Origin of the sequence: Agilicoccus flavus (assembly GCF_014857905.1) — a bacterium.
Lineage (GTDB): Bacteria > Actinomycetota > Actinomycetes > Actinomycetales > Dermatophilaceae > Agilicoccus > Agilicoccus flavus.
The window spans coordinates 481,247-494,228 of sequence record NZ_JACYXE010000002.1 but is presented as its reverse complement, the minus strand read 5'-3'; the positions used below and the strand labels follow the sequence as shown (position 1 = coordinate 494,228).

The following is a 12,982-nucleotide window of genomic DNA, read 5'->3' as shown; positions in this document are numbered from 1 at the left end:
CGGGGGGCCTTTCGACGGCGGTGGAGGGGACTAGAGCATCCTACGACCGGCCCCTGACAGGGTCGGCGCGCCCGCCGCGCGTCGCGCCGGGGCGTCAGGGCGCGAGCAGCTCCAGCGCGCGGGCGAGATCGGCGGGGTAGTCGCTGGAGAACGAGGCGTACTCCCCCGTCCCCGGGTGCTCGAACCCGAGGCCGACGGCGTGCAGCCACTGCCGGTCGAGGTCCAACGACCTCGCCAGTACCGGGTCGGCCCCGTACACGGGGTCGCCGGCGCACGGGTGCCGGATCGCGGCCATGTGGACGCGGATCTGGTGCGTCCGACCCGTCTCGAGGTGGATCCCGAGCAACGACGCGCGCCCGTAGGCCTCGACGACCTCGTAGTGGGTCACGCTCGGCTTTCCCGAACTCATCACCGCGTACTTGTAGTCGTAGGCGGGATGGCGGCCGATCGGCGCGTCGACGGTGCCGACGAGCGGGTCGGGCAGTCCCTGGACGAGCGCGTGGTAGGTCTTGTCGACCCGGCGGTCCCGGAACGCGCGCTTGAGCTGGCTGTAGGCGTACTCGCTCTTGGCGACGACCATGAGGCCGCTCGTGCCGACGTCGAGCCGCGAGACGATGCCCTGCCGCTCGCTCGCCCCCGACGTGGCGATGCGGTAGCCCGCCGCGGCGAGTCCGCCGACGACGGTCGGCCCGGTCCACCCCACGCTCGGGTGCGCGGCCACCCCCACGGGCTTGTCGACGACGACGAGATCGTCGTCGTCGTGGACGATGCGCATGCCGGGGACCGGCTCCGCGATGACCTCCAGCCCCGTGGGCGCGGCGGCGTCGGGCAACGTCACCTCCAGCCAGGCGCCCGCGTGCACGCGGTCGGACTTGCCCGCCGGGACGCGGTCGAGGAGGGCGTGCCCGTCCGCGGCGAGCTGGGCGGCCTTCGTGCGGGAGAGGCCGAAGAGCCGCGCCAGCGCGGCGTCGACGCGCTCTCCCTCGAGGCCGTCCGGGACGAAGAGGCTGCGGGACTCGCTCACGACGACGACCCGGAGTCCGGACGGGGGGCCGGGTCGGTCGCGGATCGCTCGTCGCCGCCCTCGCGGGTGCCGTCGAACCCGATCCCGGCGAACGCCGTGATCGCGACGAGCACGGCCGCGCAACAGATCGCCGAGTCGGCGACGTTGAAGACGGGCCAGTTCGGCAGCTCGAGGAAGTCGACGACGTGCCCCCGGGCGAAGCCGGGAGGACGCGTCAACCGGTCGAACAGGTTGCCCGACGCCCCGCCGAGGACGAGCCCCAGGGCGACCGCCCAGGCCGTCGAGCCCACCCGGAACGCGGCGAGGACGACGAGCAGCGACACCGCGAACTGGACGAAGGCGAAGACGGGGGTGATCCCCGTCCCGAGCGAGAAGGCCGCCCCCGGGTTGAACAGGAGGTTGAGCTGCAGGACCTCCCCGAGCAGGGGCTCACGGATCCCCGGGGTCAGCGTTCCCAGCGCCCAGTTCTTCGTCACGCGGTCGAGGACCCAGACCGTCAGGCCGATCCCGAGGAGAAGGGCCGTGAGAGCCGGCCGACGGACGCGACGGGCCTCGCGGCCGGAGGGCGCCGACCCGGACGCACCTGCGGCGGCCGGGTCGGGGGCGGGCGTTCGAGAAGCGGAAATCAGCGACGCTCCTGCTTCTGCTTGCACGCCACGCACAGGGTGGCTCGGGGGAAGGCCTGGAGGCGCGCCTTGCCGATCGGCTGGTCGCACGACTCGCACCGACCGTACGTGCCCGCGTCGATCCGCGCCAACGCCCGCTGGCTCTGCGCGAGCAGCACGCGGGAATTGTGCGTGAGGGTCAGGCCCTGCTCCCGCTCGAGCACCTTGCCGCCGGTGTCGGCCGAGTCGTCGCCCGAGCCGCTGCCGTCGTCGCGCATGAGGTGGTCGAGATCGGCCTGCGAGACCTCGAGCTCGGCCGCGATCCGCGAGGCGTCGGACTCGAGCTCTGCTCTGACCTCCGCGAGTTCGTCCGTGGTCCAGGCGTCCTCGCCGGCGCGGACGGGCAGGTCGCCGGGCGTGACGTCGTCACCGACGCCGGGCTGGGACGGGCTCGTGGTGGTCATCGTGTCGTCCGATCGTTCGGGGGCGGGCTGGTGGTGGGTGAAGGATAGACCCCGGGGGGCCGCCGTGGCAGGACGCGAGCTGCACGGAACCCGAACGGGGCGCCGCCCCGGAAGGGAGGCACCCCGATCGGGCCGGACCGGGCCTCAGCCCTGGTGGTGTCCGTCCTGCTCGTCGTGGTGGTCCCGGTCGACCCGGTCGACGTGGCGGTCGTCGCCCGTGTCCCCCTCAGGGGCCTGCTCGACCTGTTCCGGCTGCTCGCCCTGCTCGACGGGGGTCGACCGGTCGGCCTGCTCCGTCTCGGCGTCCCCACACTGGGCGGGCGGCACGTCGGCGTCGGTCGCGTCTGCGGCGTCCGGGACGATGGGGGCCGTCGACGACAGGTGCTCGAGCTGCCCCTCGATGAACCCCCGCAGGCGACCGCGGTAGTCGCGCTCGAAGGTGCGCATCTCGCTGATGGACCGATCGAGGTCGGCCCGCTCGCGCTCGAGCTCGCCGACGACGACCTGCTTGCGCTGCTGCGCCTCGGCGAGCATCCCCGTGGACCGCTCCCGGGCCTCCGTGATCATGCGGTCGTGCTCGGCCTTGGCCTGGCCGACGAGGCGGTCGTGCTGCTCCTGGGCGCCGTTGACGAGTTCGCCGTGTCGGGCCTCGCCCGTGCGGATCAGCTCGTCGTGGCGCGCCTGCGCGTCGCCGATGAGCTTGTCGCGCTGCTGCGCGCCCAGGCCGACGAGCCGGTCGTGCTCCGCCTGACCCTGCGAGACGTACTCGTCGTGGAGCCGCTGGGCCAGGGCGATGACCGCGGCGGCGTCCTGCGCCCCGCTCGGGGCCGGCTGCGCGGCGGCCTGCTGCCCGGTGGCCGCCACCTGCTGTTGCTGCGCGGCCGACGCCGCCTGCTCCTGCGCGGCGGACTCCGCCTGCGCGGCCCGTTCCTCCGCCGCCGAGACCCGCTGCGCGAGCTCGGCCTCGGTCTTCTCGGCCTCGGCCTTCGCGGCCGTGATGCGCTGCTCCGCCTCGCGCTCGATCTTCTCGGCGTCGGCCTTGGCGCGCGTGATGCGTTCCGCCGCCTCCCGCTCCGCCTCCTCGACGCGCCGGGACCGCTCCGCCTCGTCCGCGTCGTCGGCCGGCACGGCCACGACCCCGGCGGCGGCGGACGCGTCCGGTGCACCGCCGTCGCGCCGCAGGTCGGCGTTCTCGGCACCGAGGCGACGCAGTTCGGCGACGACCTCGTCGAGGAAGTCGTCGACCTCCTGCTCGTCGTATCCCCGGCGGAACTGCGTGGCCGTGAAGTTCTTGTTCAGAACGTCTTCAGGCGTGAGCGCCATCTCGTCCCCTCATCGATCGACAGCGGCCCGCACGCGGTGCCGCCCCTGCGAATGTGACCCGACTGCCCCCCGGCAGCGTGTCCGCACCGATCACCACAAGGAGCCCCCTCCGAGGACGCCCGATGGGGCTCGTCCTCTGGCCGGCGATCAGGCGACGGACAACGCAAGTCTGTTCAAAAAGCTTACCAGCAGCGACAACCCGAGCAGGAGAACGACGAACGAGAGGTCGAGCGCGATGCTGCCGAGCCGCAGGGACGGGATGACCTTGCGGAGGGCCCGCAGGGGCGGATCGGTGGCCGAGTAGATCCCCTCGCACACGACGAGGAGCGGGCCGCTGGGTCGCCAGTCGCGGGCGAACACCTGGATCCACTCGATGACGAGGCGGGCGATGAGCACCCAGATGTACACCTGACCGGCCACGGCGAGGACACTGAACAGAACCGACATGCGAGAAAGTATGCGGGTACAGGCTGGGGGGCACCTGGGTCGGCGCGCCGCCGGCCCGAATCAGCTCTGGTTGAACAGGCCCCGGCCGGTGTTCTTCGGGTCGTTGCCGTGCGAGGTGACCTCGACGTCGGCGGGCGAGAGCAGGAACACCTTGCTGGTGACGCGCTCGATCGTGCCCTGGAGCCCGAACACGAGACCCGCCGCGAAGTCGACGAGACGCTTGGCGTCGGCGTCGTCGAGGTCGCTGAGGTTCATGATGACCGGCGTGCCGTCGCGGAAGCTCTCACCGATGTTCTTCGCCTCGTTGTACGTGCGCGGGTGAATGGTGGTGATGCGATGCACTCCCGTGACCTCCACGTCGTCGACGACCTCTGCGACCGGCGTACGACGCGGCAGGGGGGTGACCTCCGCGCGCCGGGCGGGCGCCTCATCCTCGCGGGCCGGCGCCACGCGCGCAACGTGGGCCCCGCCGCGCACCTTGGCCGGCGCGGGCTCGCCGTCGTGGCGCGCCTCGGGCGCGGGCTCCTCGCGCACGATGCGCTCGGTGCGGGGCTCGGACCGGACGATGGGCTCGACCCGATCGCGCTGCGTCGCCGTCGACGTCGACGCGACGTGCCGGTCGCGCGCATCGGACTCCTCGTCGTCGTAACGCTCGTAACGGTCGTCCTCCTCGGCCAGCCCGAGGTACACCATCGTCTTGCGCAGGGCCCCAGCCATCACGCGCTCCTTGCTCGATATCTGTCGTACGTGGTCCGCCGTGGCCGCCGTTGCCGTTCTCGGAGCACTCGCAGCCCTCGCACGTCACTGTGGCGGACCCTGCCGAGCTCCGGCCCGGCACCGGACACGGCCATGCCCCCACACTTAACCACGCGGGGGACGCGGCCCGAGGATTGCACTGCCGACACGCACAAGAGTCGCGCCGGCCGCGACGGCGTCCTCGAGGTCGCCGCTCATTCCGGCCGACACGACGTCCGCGCCGGGGTGGTCGGCGGCGATCTCGCGCCCGAGTTCCGCGAGCCGGGCGAAGGCCGGCGCGGGCGGCGCGCCGAGGGGCGCGATGCCCATGACGCCCCGCAGCCGCAGCCCCCGCGCCTGCGCCACCGCGTCGGCGAGGGCACGAGCCCCCTGCGGAGAGACTCCGCCGCGGGACGGCGAGCCGTCGCCCGCGTCGGGCGTCGGCGGGTCGAGGTCGACCTGGACGAGGACCGGCAGGACCCGGTCGGCCCCCTGCGCGCCCCGGTCCAGGGCGGTGACGAGCTTGGCGCGGTCCACCGAGTGGACCAGGTCGGCGTAGCCGGCGACCGAAGCCGCCTTGCGGGACTGGACCTGGCCGACGAAGTGCACGCTCGGACGCGCGCCGATCTCGGCGAGGGACGCGACCTTGGCCGCCGCCTCGTCGTCCCGGCTCTCGCCGATGTCGTCCACCCCGAGCTCGAGCAGGGCGACGACGTCGGAGACCGGGAAGAACTTCGTGACGACGACGAGCCGGACGTCGCCCGGGGGGCGGCCGGCGGCACGCTCGGCCGCCGCGACACGGTCGCGGACCCGGGCCAGGCCGTCGGCGAGTTCGGCGCGCCGGGCGGGCGTGACCGTCCCGGCGTCGGCGCTCACGCGGCGCTCCACGCGCGGACCACCCCCGCGAACCGGCCCGTCCGGGCGGCGCGACGATAGGAGTACAGGTGGGGGGTCTCCCGCGTGCACCCGGGGACCCAGGTCAGCGGCACGCCCTCGCGGGCGAGCTGGTCGACCACGCCGGCGCCGACGTCGATCGCCGGCGTGCCGGTCCAGGACACGGCCGCGCTCGCGGGGCTCACCGCGGCGGCCTCGTCGCGCATCGACGCCGGCACCTCGTAGCAGCGGGCGCAGATCGAGGGGCCGACGGCGGCCCGGACGTCGCGCGCCCCGGCCTGCGCCATGGCCTTCAGCCCGCGCGCGACGATGCCGCCGATCATGCCCGGCCGCCCGGCGTGCAACACCCCCACGACGCCGCGCCCGACGTCGGCGAGCAGGACCGGGACGCAGTCGGCGACGAGGACGGCGAGCGCGAGGTCGGGGTCGGTCGTCACGAGCCCGTCGGCCGCCGGCGCCGCCCCGTCCCACGGACCGTCGACGCGCACGACGTCCGTGCCGTGCACCTGGTTCATGAAGAGCAGCCGCGACCGCGGCACCCCGACGGCCCGCGCGAGCTCGGACCGGTTCGACTCGACCGCGCCGGCGTCGTCGCCGACGTGACCGCCGAGGTTGAACGCGCCGTACTCCCCGCGGCCCGCGCCCCGGCCGGTCGACGTGAACCCCCAGTCGACGCCGGACCCGTGCGCCGGCCCGGGGTGACCCCCGGGCGGGGGCGCGCCCGCCGGCCCCGGTCGGTCGCCACCCTCGATCTGCTCGCGCCAGAAGAACACCGCCTCACCCTACGACCGGGGACCGGGCCCCGCCCGGGACGCACCGGGCGAGCGGCCCGGCGCCGCGGCCCGGCCTCCGACCCGGGGGTGGACCGGGCCGGGGACGCCGACGGGGCCGACGGTCGCCGTGGCGACCGTCGGCCCCGTCGGGAAGGCCGTGACCGTGTGCGGGCCCGCCTGACTCACCTGAGCTGCCCGGACCTACCGGACCGGGCCGCATCCGGCGTCGGGCGGCGGGCCTACTTCAGGAAGTCGGGCACGTCGAGGTCGTCGCCCTCGTCGAACGTGACCGTCCGCGGGGGGCGGGTGACCGGCGTGGCCGGGCGCCCCGGGGTCTCGCTCTCGACGGCGTCCCCGCGGGCCGGAGTCTGCTCGGCCCCACCCCGCCCGGACCGGTCGCCCTGCTGCGGGCGGAAGCCCTGACCGGCCGGGACCTGCTCGGGGCGCGGACGACGCGGCTCGGGCTCGGGCTCGCGCTCCGGCGGGGCGAGGCGCTGGACGGCGGGCTCGGCCGCCGGCGGGCGCTGCCCGCCGTAGGACCCCGGACCACCGAACTGCTGACCGCCGTACTGGCCCTGGCTCGGCCCGCCGCCCGGAACCGGACGCTGCTGCTGCGGGGCCGCACCGCCGGCCGGCGCGCGGCGCTGCTCCGGGGCCGGCGCCTGCCCGCGGTCCTCACCACGCCGGTGGGGACCGCCCGCGTCGAAGCCGGCCGCGATGACGGTGACGCGCACCTCGTCGCCGAGGGCGTCGTCGATGACCGCGCCGAAGATGATGTTGGCCTCGGGGTGGGCGGCCTCCTGGACGAGGCGGGCGGCCTCGTTGATCTCGAACAGGCCGAGGTCGGAGCCGCCCTGGATGGAGAGCAGGACGCCGTGGGCACCGTCGATGCTCGCCTCGAGCAGCGGGCTGCTGATGGCGAGCTCGGCCGCCTGGACCGCGCGGTCATCGCCGCGGGCGGAGCCGATGCCCATGAGGGCCGATCCCGCACCCTGCATGACCGACTTGACGTCGGCGAAGTCGAGGTTGATGAGGCCGGGGGTCGTGATGAGGTCGGTGATCCCCTGCACACCCGAGAGCAGCACCTGGTCGGCGCTGCGGAAGGCGTCGAGCATGCTGACGGCGCGGTCGCTGATCGACAGGAGCCGATCGTTGGGGATGACGATGAGGGTGTCGACCTCTTCCCGCAGGGCGCCGATCCCCGACTCGGCCTGGTTGGCGCGGCGACGGCCCTCGAACGTGAACGGGCGCGTGACGACGCCGATCGTCAGGGCTCCGAGCGACTTGGCGATCTTGGCGACGACGGGCGCGCCACCGGTGCCGGTGCCACCGCCCTCGCCCGCCGTGACGAAGACCATGTCGGCCCCGCGCAGGGCCTCCTCGATCTCCTCGGCGTGGTCCTCGGCGGCCTTCTTGCCGACCTCGGGGTCGGCGCCGGCCCCCAGCCCCCGGGTGAGCTCGCGGCCGACGTCGAGCTTGAGGTCGGCGTCGCTCATGAGCAGCGCCTGCGCGTCGGTGTTGATCGCGATGAACTCGACGCCCTTGAGGCCGACCTCGATCATGCGGTTGATCGCGTTGACCCCACCGCCGCCGATGCCGACGACCTTGATGACGGCCAAGTAGTTCTGTGGTGCTGCCACCTTGGGGGCCTTTCCTGGGACGAATGGGTCTGGGCCGCCCCTTCCCGATCGCACCGTGGGCCGGCCCCGCGCGAGACGCCCTCCGGAGCGGACCGCGCCCGGGAGCCCCGGGAGCACGATCGCCGACACCGGGCGACACCTGCGAGAACCCGCAACCTCGAGCGACGGTGGAGGGACCGCGTCTGTTGCTGTGACGTCTCGACTTTCGCGCTCATCCTACGCGACGGACCGGGCAGGTCCAGTTAGCCCGGGTCAGTGTTCGGTAAGTCTCGACCTCGACGTGAGGCCGACCGACGCGCCCCGGTCAGGACCGACCGTCGCGCGTCGTCGTCGCGGGGGTGAGCGGGGCACTCACGTCGATGGTGGCGACCCCCGGCGTGCCGAGGAGTGCGTCCACGACCGCCGCCTTGAGTCGGGCGTCCTCGCCGTCGCCCCAGAGCACCCCGATGTCGCCGAACCGGAGTCGCGCCGACCCCGATCCGTCCACGGTCAGGGAGTCCACCTCGGCGCGCCGAGCTGCGGAGAGAGCGGCCGACGCGGCGACGGCGGAGGCCCGCGCCTGGGCCGTGACGGCGCCGGTGACGTCGAGGGTCGGCACCCCCTTCGGGGCGGCGCCCGCGCGCTCGAAGGTGGCGCCGTCGGCGGTCACGAGTTCGACTCGACGTCCAGGCTTGGGGACGGCGATCACAGGGTCGAGCGGCGCCGCCGCCACGGCCACGGTGGCGGGCCACTGCCGGACCACGACGACGTCCCGGACCAGACCCGCCGACGCGATGCGCGAGGACCAGCCCTCGACGTCGACCTCAATCAGAGGTTGACCCTTCACGTCCGCCAGGAGGCGGCCCACGGCGGTCCGCTCGGACGCCGGGACTGCCTCGAGGTCGTAGTCGGAGACCCGCAGGAAGGGGGCCGACCACACCGCCCAGACACAGGCGCCCGCCACCGCCGTGAACGAGGCGCCGACCGCCACGGCCTTCCGCGGTTCCCGGCACGGCCACCCCAGGGCCCGGAGGGCCGCGGCCCGCAGCGCGGCCCCGCCACGCCGGGCCGCCCCGGCCCGACGCGCACCGGACGCCGGAACGCCGCGCGACGACGCCGCGACCGTGCGTGCCCCGGCCCTCGCCCCACGGGCACGGCGCGCGAGATCGGCGACGACCCTTCCCCCCGACGTCCCGGCGACCCCCGCCTGACGACTCCCCATGACGACCTTCCCCTCTACGACGGACTCGACCCGTTCTTCCCCACGAGGTCGAGGATCTGCGGCCCTATGGCGGTGACGTCCCCGGCACCGACCGTCAGGACGAGGTCGCCGGGGCGCAGCAGGGCGGCGACGGCCGCCGCGGCCCGCGCGCGCTCCGGGACGAAGTGCACCTGCGCGGTCGTGCCGGCGCTGCGGGCGGCCTCCGCGACGAGCTCACCGGTGACGCCCGGCACCGGGTCCTCGCGGGCGCCGTAGACGTCGAGGACGACGACGACGTCGGCGACCGACAGACCGCGGCCGAACTCCGCCGCGAAATCGGCGGTGCGCGAGTACAGGTGCGGCTGGAACACGGCGACGAGGCGGCGTCCGCCGGCGAGGCGCCGCGCGGCGGACATCACCGCGGCCACCTTGCCCGCGTTGTGCGCGTAGTCGTCGAACACCTGGATGCCCTCGACCTCGCCCCGGAACTCGAAGCGGCGGCGGGTCCCCGAATAGGCGGACAGCCCCGCGAGCACCCGGGCCGGGTCGGCGCCCAGGCCGGCCACGGCGGCGAGGTAGGCGCCGGCGGCGTTGAGCAGGTTGTGCTCGCCCGGCAGCCGGACCGTCAGCCGCGGCCCGGCCCCCGCCGGCGCCAGCGGGCCGGAGAGGGTGGCGCGCCCGGTGAGGCCCTCCCAGTGCAGGTCGGTCAGGCGTAGGTCGGCCGACCCGGACGTGCCGTACGTGACGACGCGACGACCCGCGTCGCGCAGCCGGCCGCCCAACCGGGCCGAACCCGGGTCGTCGGCGCACACGACGACGAGGCCGTCGGCGTCGACGCTGTGCGCGAACGCCGCGTACGCCTCCTGCACGACCTCGTACGTGCCGTAGTGGTCGAGGTGATCGGGCTGGACGTTGGTGACGACGGCCACCGCGGGCCGGTAGGCGAGGAACGAGCCGTCGGACTCGTCGGCCTCGACGACGAAGACGTCGCCGTCCCCGAGCCGCGCGTTCGTGCCCAGGGCCGCGAGCTCGCCGCCGATGGCGAACGACGGGTCGACGCCGGCCTCCAGGAGCGCGACGGTGAGCATCGACGTCGTCGTCGTCTTGCCGTTCGCCCCCGCGACGGCGACGCCGCGACGACCCACCATGAGGCAGGCGAGGGCGGAGGCGCGGTGCAGGACGCGCACCCCGGCGGCGCGGGCGGCGACGAGCTCGACGTTGTCGTCGCGGATCGCGGAGGAGACGACGAGCGTGTCGACGCCCGCGACGTGCGCGGGGTCGTGCCCGACGTCGATGCGTGCCCCGCGGGCGCGCAGCGCCTCCAGCAGGGGCGAGTCGGCGGCGTCCGAGCCGCTCACGGACAGCCCCGCGTCGAGCAGGAGCCGGACGACCGCCGACATGCCGGCCCCGCCCGCGGCGAGCACGTGCACGCGCCCCAGGTCGCCGACCGGGATCGGCTCGGCGGTGACGTCGTATCGGGTCTGGGGGAGCGTCATCGTCGGCCGCCCCGGGCCGCCTCGCGGACCATCGCGGCGAGCGCCTCGTCGGCGCCCGGGCGCCCCTGCCCGGCCGACGCGGCGGCCATGGCCGCCACGCGGTCGGGGTCGGACAGCAACGGGACGACCTCCCGACCCACCCAGGCGGCGTCGACGTCGGCGTCCTCGACGAGCAGCGCTCCCCCGGCCTGCACGACCCCGGCCGCGTTGAGCCGCTGTTCGCCGTTGCCGATCGGCAGCGGGACGAAAATCGCCGGGAGGCCGACCGCTGTCAGCTCGCAGACGGTGTTCGCGCCGGAGCGGGCCACGACGAGATCGGCGGCCGCGTACGCGAGATCCATCCGGTCGGCGTAGGCGCGGGTGACGTACCCCGCGCCCGCCGGCACGTCGGGGGTGAACTCCTTCCCGGCGCCGGTCAGGTGCAGGACCTGCACCCCGGCGGCGACGAGGTCGGCCGCGGCGGCCCCGAAGGCGGAATTGAGGCGGGCGGCGCCGAGCGACCCGCCGGTGACGAGCAGCGTCGGTCGATCCGGCTCGAGGCCGAACCCGGCGCGCGCCGCGGCGCGTTCGCGGGCCCGGTCCAGCCCGGCGATCTCGGCCCGCAGCGGCATCCCGACGACCCGCGCGTGCGGCAGCCGGGTCGAGGCGAACGTCGTGGCGACGCGCCGCGTCAGCGTGGCCCCGAGCCGGTTCGCGAGCCCGGGCCGCGCGTTCTGCTCGTGGACGACGATCGGGAGGCCGCGCCGCGCCGCGGCGAGGTAGGCGGGCGAGCTGACGTAGCCGCCGAAGCCGACGACGACCTGCGCGCCCGTCTCGTCGATGGCGCGCCCGGCCTCCGCCACGGCCGCGGCGAGGTCTCGCGGGAGGCGCAGCGCCGCGCCGGACACGCGCCGCGGGAACACGACCTTGCGGAGCGTGCGCAGCTCGTAGCCGCGCTCCGGCACGAGGCGCGCCTCGAGTCCGGCGGAGGTGCCGAGCGCGGTCACGGTCGTGCTCGGATCGTCGCGTCGCAAGGCGTCGGCGAGGGCGAGGAGCGGCGAGACGTGACCGGCCGACCCGCCGCCCGCGAGGAGGACGGAACGCAGGCCCGGTCCGGGGTCGGACGGCGCGGTGGTCATCGGCGGGCCCTTCGGCGTGCGGTGAGAGCGGCGAACGAGCGGTCGAGCACCCCCGGGCGGGCGTCGAGCGCGCGACGGCAGGCGGGTTCGTTGCGGGCGAAGGAGACGACCATGCCCAGCGCGGTGAGGGTCGTGACGAGGGCCGACCCGCCCGAGGACACGAGTGGCAACGGGAGGCCGATGACCGGGAGAAGTCCGATGACGGCGCCGATGTTGATCGTCGCCTGCACGAGGATCCACGTCATGACGCCGGCCGTCGCGACGCGGACGAACGGGTCGTTGGTCCGGATGACGATGCGGTAGCAGGCGAGCGCGAGGAGCGCGAAGAGGACCAGCACCATGAGCGTGCCGCCGATACCGAGCTCCTCGCCGATGATCGCGAAGATGAAGTCGTTGTGCGGCTCGGGGAGCCACTGCCACTTCTCGCGGCTGCCACCGAGGCCGAGCCCGCCGAGCCCCCCGTCGGCGAGGGCCCACTGCCCGTGGGTGCTCTGCCAGCACTGCTGCACGTCCGAGCACGACAGCCACTGGTCGATGCGATCCATGCGGTTGCCGCTGACGAGCACCATCGCGCCGGCCAGAGCGGCTCCGACCGCGCCGGCGAGGGCGAACAGGCGACCAGAGATCCCCGCCGCCCACATCATCCCGGCGAGCACGGCGATGAGGACGAGCGCGGTGCCGAGGTCGTGCCCTTGCAGCACCAGGCCGACGAGCAATCCGCCGGCGGGCACGATGAGGGGGACGATCGCGTGCCGCCACCGGTGCAGGAGGCGCCGCTTGTTCGCGAGGATCGTCGCCCCGAAGAGGACGAGGGCGAGCTTGCCCAGCTCGGACGGCTGCACGCCGATGGACCCGACCTCGATCCAGTTGCGGTTGCCGTTGACCTCCTTGCCGAGCGGGCTGAAGACGAGCAGCTGCAGCGAGATCGCGGCCACGAGGGCGGGCAGGGACAGGCGGCGCCACGCGCGGATCGGCAGTCGGCTCGCCACGAACGCGCCGACGAGGCCGATGACGGCGAACTGGGCCTGCTTGAGGAAGACGGCGTAGGACGCGTCACCGCGGCGGATGCTCGTGACGGACGAGGCCGACAGCACCATGACGAGTCCGATGAACAGCAGGATGCCGATGACGGAGACGAGCAGGTAGTACGTCGACAGGGGCGATTCGAGCCGCTGCCAGACCGGGTGCGGCTCGGGCGGGCCGCTGCCCGCCGGGGGCCGGACCCGCGCCGGGCGCTCGGATGTCGTGCTCACCGGGCGTCGCACCCCTTTCGCGTCGTCGTT

Annotated in this window: 13 protein-coding genes; all 13 read right to left on the bottom strand. The window is 74.7% G+C overall.

Going from position 1 to position 12,982, the window contains the following annotated elements:
* Positions 1-94: 94 nt before the first annotated feature.
* The 13 genes from ICW24_RS05685 to ftsW all read right to left on the bottom strand — a co-directional run bounded on the left by ICW24_RS05685 (position 95) and on the right by ftsW (position 12,952).
* Entirely contained in the window at positions 95-1,024 is a 930-nt protein-coding gene (locus tag ICW24_RS05685; protein ID WP_226344739.1) for an RluA family pseudouridine synthase, read from the bottom strand.
* Complete coding sequence (lspA, locus tag ICW24_RS05680) at positions 1,021-1,524, bottom strand: signal peptidase II (RefSeq protein WP_226344777.1); 504 nt, start codon at positions 1,522-1,524, stop codon at positions 1,021-1,023. The genes ICW24_RS05685 and lspA overlap by 4 nt, the downstream gene beginning before the upstream one ends.
* Before the next feature lie 125 nt (positions 1,525-1,649).
* Complete coding sequence (locus tag ICW24_RS05675) at positions 1,650-2,093, bottom strand: TraR/DksA family transcriptional regulator (protein WP_226344738.1); 444 nt, start codon at positions 2,091-2,093, stop codon at positions 1,650-1,652.
* Between the two features lie 144 nt (positions 2,094-2,237).
* Positions 2,238-3,416 carry a DivIVA domain-containing protein gene (locus tag ICW24_RS05670; protein WP_226344737.1) on the bottom strand — a complete coding sequence of 393 codons (1,179 nt, stop codon included), beginning with the start codon at positions 3,414-3,416 and terminating at the stop codon, positions 2,238-2,240.
* 147 nt (positions 3,417-3,563) lie between these two features.
* Complete coding sequence (locus tag ICW24_RS05665; protein WP_226344736.1) at positions 3,564-3,863, bottom strand: YggT family protein; 300 nt, start codon at positions 3,861-3,863, stop codon at positions 3,564-3,566.
* Between the two features lie 60 nt (positions 3,864-3,923).
* Positions 3,924-4,580: a cell division protein SepF gene (locus tag ICW24_RS05660; protein WP_226344735.1), complete on the bottom strand. Its 657-nt coding sequence runs from the start codon at positions 4,578-4,580 to the stop codon at positions 3,924-3,926.
* Between the two features lie 144 nt (positions 4,581-4,724).
* Positions 4,725-5,474, bottom strand: coding sequence for a YggS family pyridoxal phosphate-dependent enzyme (locus ICW24_RS05655; protein WP_226344734.1), 750 nt, complete (start codon positions 5,472-5,474; stop codon positions 4,725-4,727).
* Positions 5,471-6,265, bottom strand: a complete 795-nt coding sequence (pgeF, locus tag ICW24_RS05650; protein ID WP_226344733.1) for a peptidoglycan editing factor PgeF — start codon at positions 6,263-6,265, stop codon at positions 5,471-5,473. The genes ICW24_RS05655 and pgeF overlap by 4 nt, the downstream gene beginning before the upstream one ends.
* A 239-nt stretch (positions 6,266-6,504) precedes the next feature.
* Positions 6,505-7,905, bottom strand: a complete 1,401-nt coding sequence (gene ftsZ, locus ICW24_RS05645; protein WP_226344732.1) for a cell division protein FtsZ — start codon at positions 7,903-7,905, stop codon at positions 6,505-6,507.
* Between the two features lie 304 nt (positions 7,906-8,209).
* Complete coding sequence (locus tag ICW24_RS05640; RefSeq protein WP_226344731.1) at positions 8,210-8,875, bottom strand: cell division protein FtsQ/DivIB; 666 nt, start codon at positions 8,873-8,875, stop codon at positions 8,210-8,212.
* A 245-nt stretch (positions 8,876-9,120) separates the two neighbouring features.
* On the bottom strand, positions 9,121-10,581 hold the full coding sequence (murC, locus tag ICW24_RS05635) for a UDP-N-acetylmuramate--L-alanine ligase (protein WP_226344730.1): 1,461 nt from the start codon (positions 10,579-10,581) through the stop codon (positions 9,121-9,123).
* On the bottom strand, positions 10,578-11,699 hold the full coding sequence (gene murG, locus ICW24_RS05630) for an undecaprenyldiphospho-muramoylpentapeptide beta-N-acetylglucosaminyltransferase (protein WP_226344729.1): 1,122 nt from the start codon (positions 11,697-11,699) through the stop codon (positions 10,578-10,580). The genes murC and murG overlap by 4 nt, the downstream gene beginning before the upstream one ends.
* The gene (gene ftsW / locus ICW24_RS05625; protein WP_226344728.1) at positions 11,696-12,952 is read right to left on the bottom strand and encodes a putative lipid II flippase FtsW; all 1,257 of its coding nucleotides are present in this window, start codon (positions 12,950-12,952) and stop codon (positions 11,696-11,698) included. Before ftsW ends, murG begins: the two co-directional genes overlap by 4 nt.
* Positions 12,953-12,982 lie beyond the last annotated feature (30 nt).

Excerpts from the sequence above, each read along its gene's own strand:
- ICW24_RS05670 (WP_226344737.1), bottom strand. The coding sequence starts at position 3,416 with ATGGCGCTCACGCCTGAAGACGTTCTGAACAAGAACTTCACGGCCACG.
- ICW24_RS05675 (WP_226344738.1), bottom strand. The coding sequence starts at position 2,093 with ATGACCACCACGAGCCCGTCCCAGCCCGGCGTCGGTGACGACGTCACG.
- murG (WP_226344729.1), bottom strand. The coding sequence starts at position 11,699 with ATGACCACCGCGCCGTCCGACCCCGGACCGGGCCTGCGTTCCGTCCTC.
- ICW24_RS05660 (WP_226344735.1), bottom strand. The coding sequence starts at position 4,580 with ATGGCTGGGGCCCTGCGCAAGACGATGGTGTACCTCGGGCTGGCCGAG.
- ICW24_RS05665 (WP_226344736.1), bottom strand. The coding sequence starts at position 3,863 with ATGTCGGTTCTGTTCAGTGTCCTCGCCGTGGCCGGTCAGGTGTACATC.
- murC (WP_226344730.1), bottom strand. The coding sequence starts at position 10,581 with ATGACGCTCCCCCAGACCCGATACGACGTCACCGCCGAGCCGATCCCG.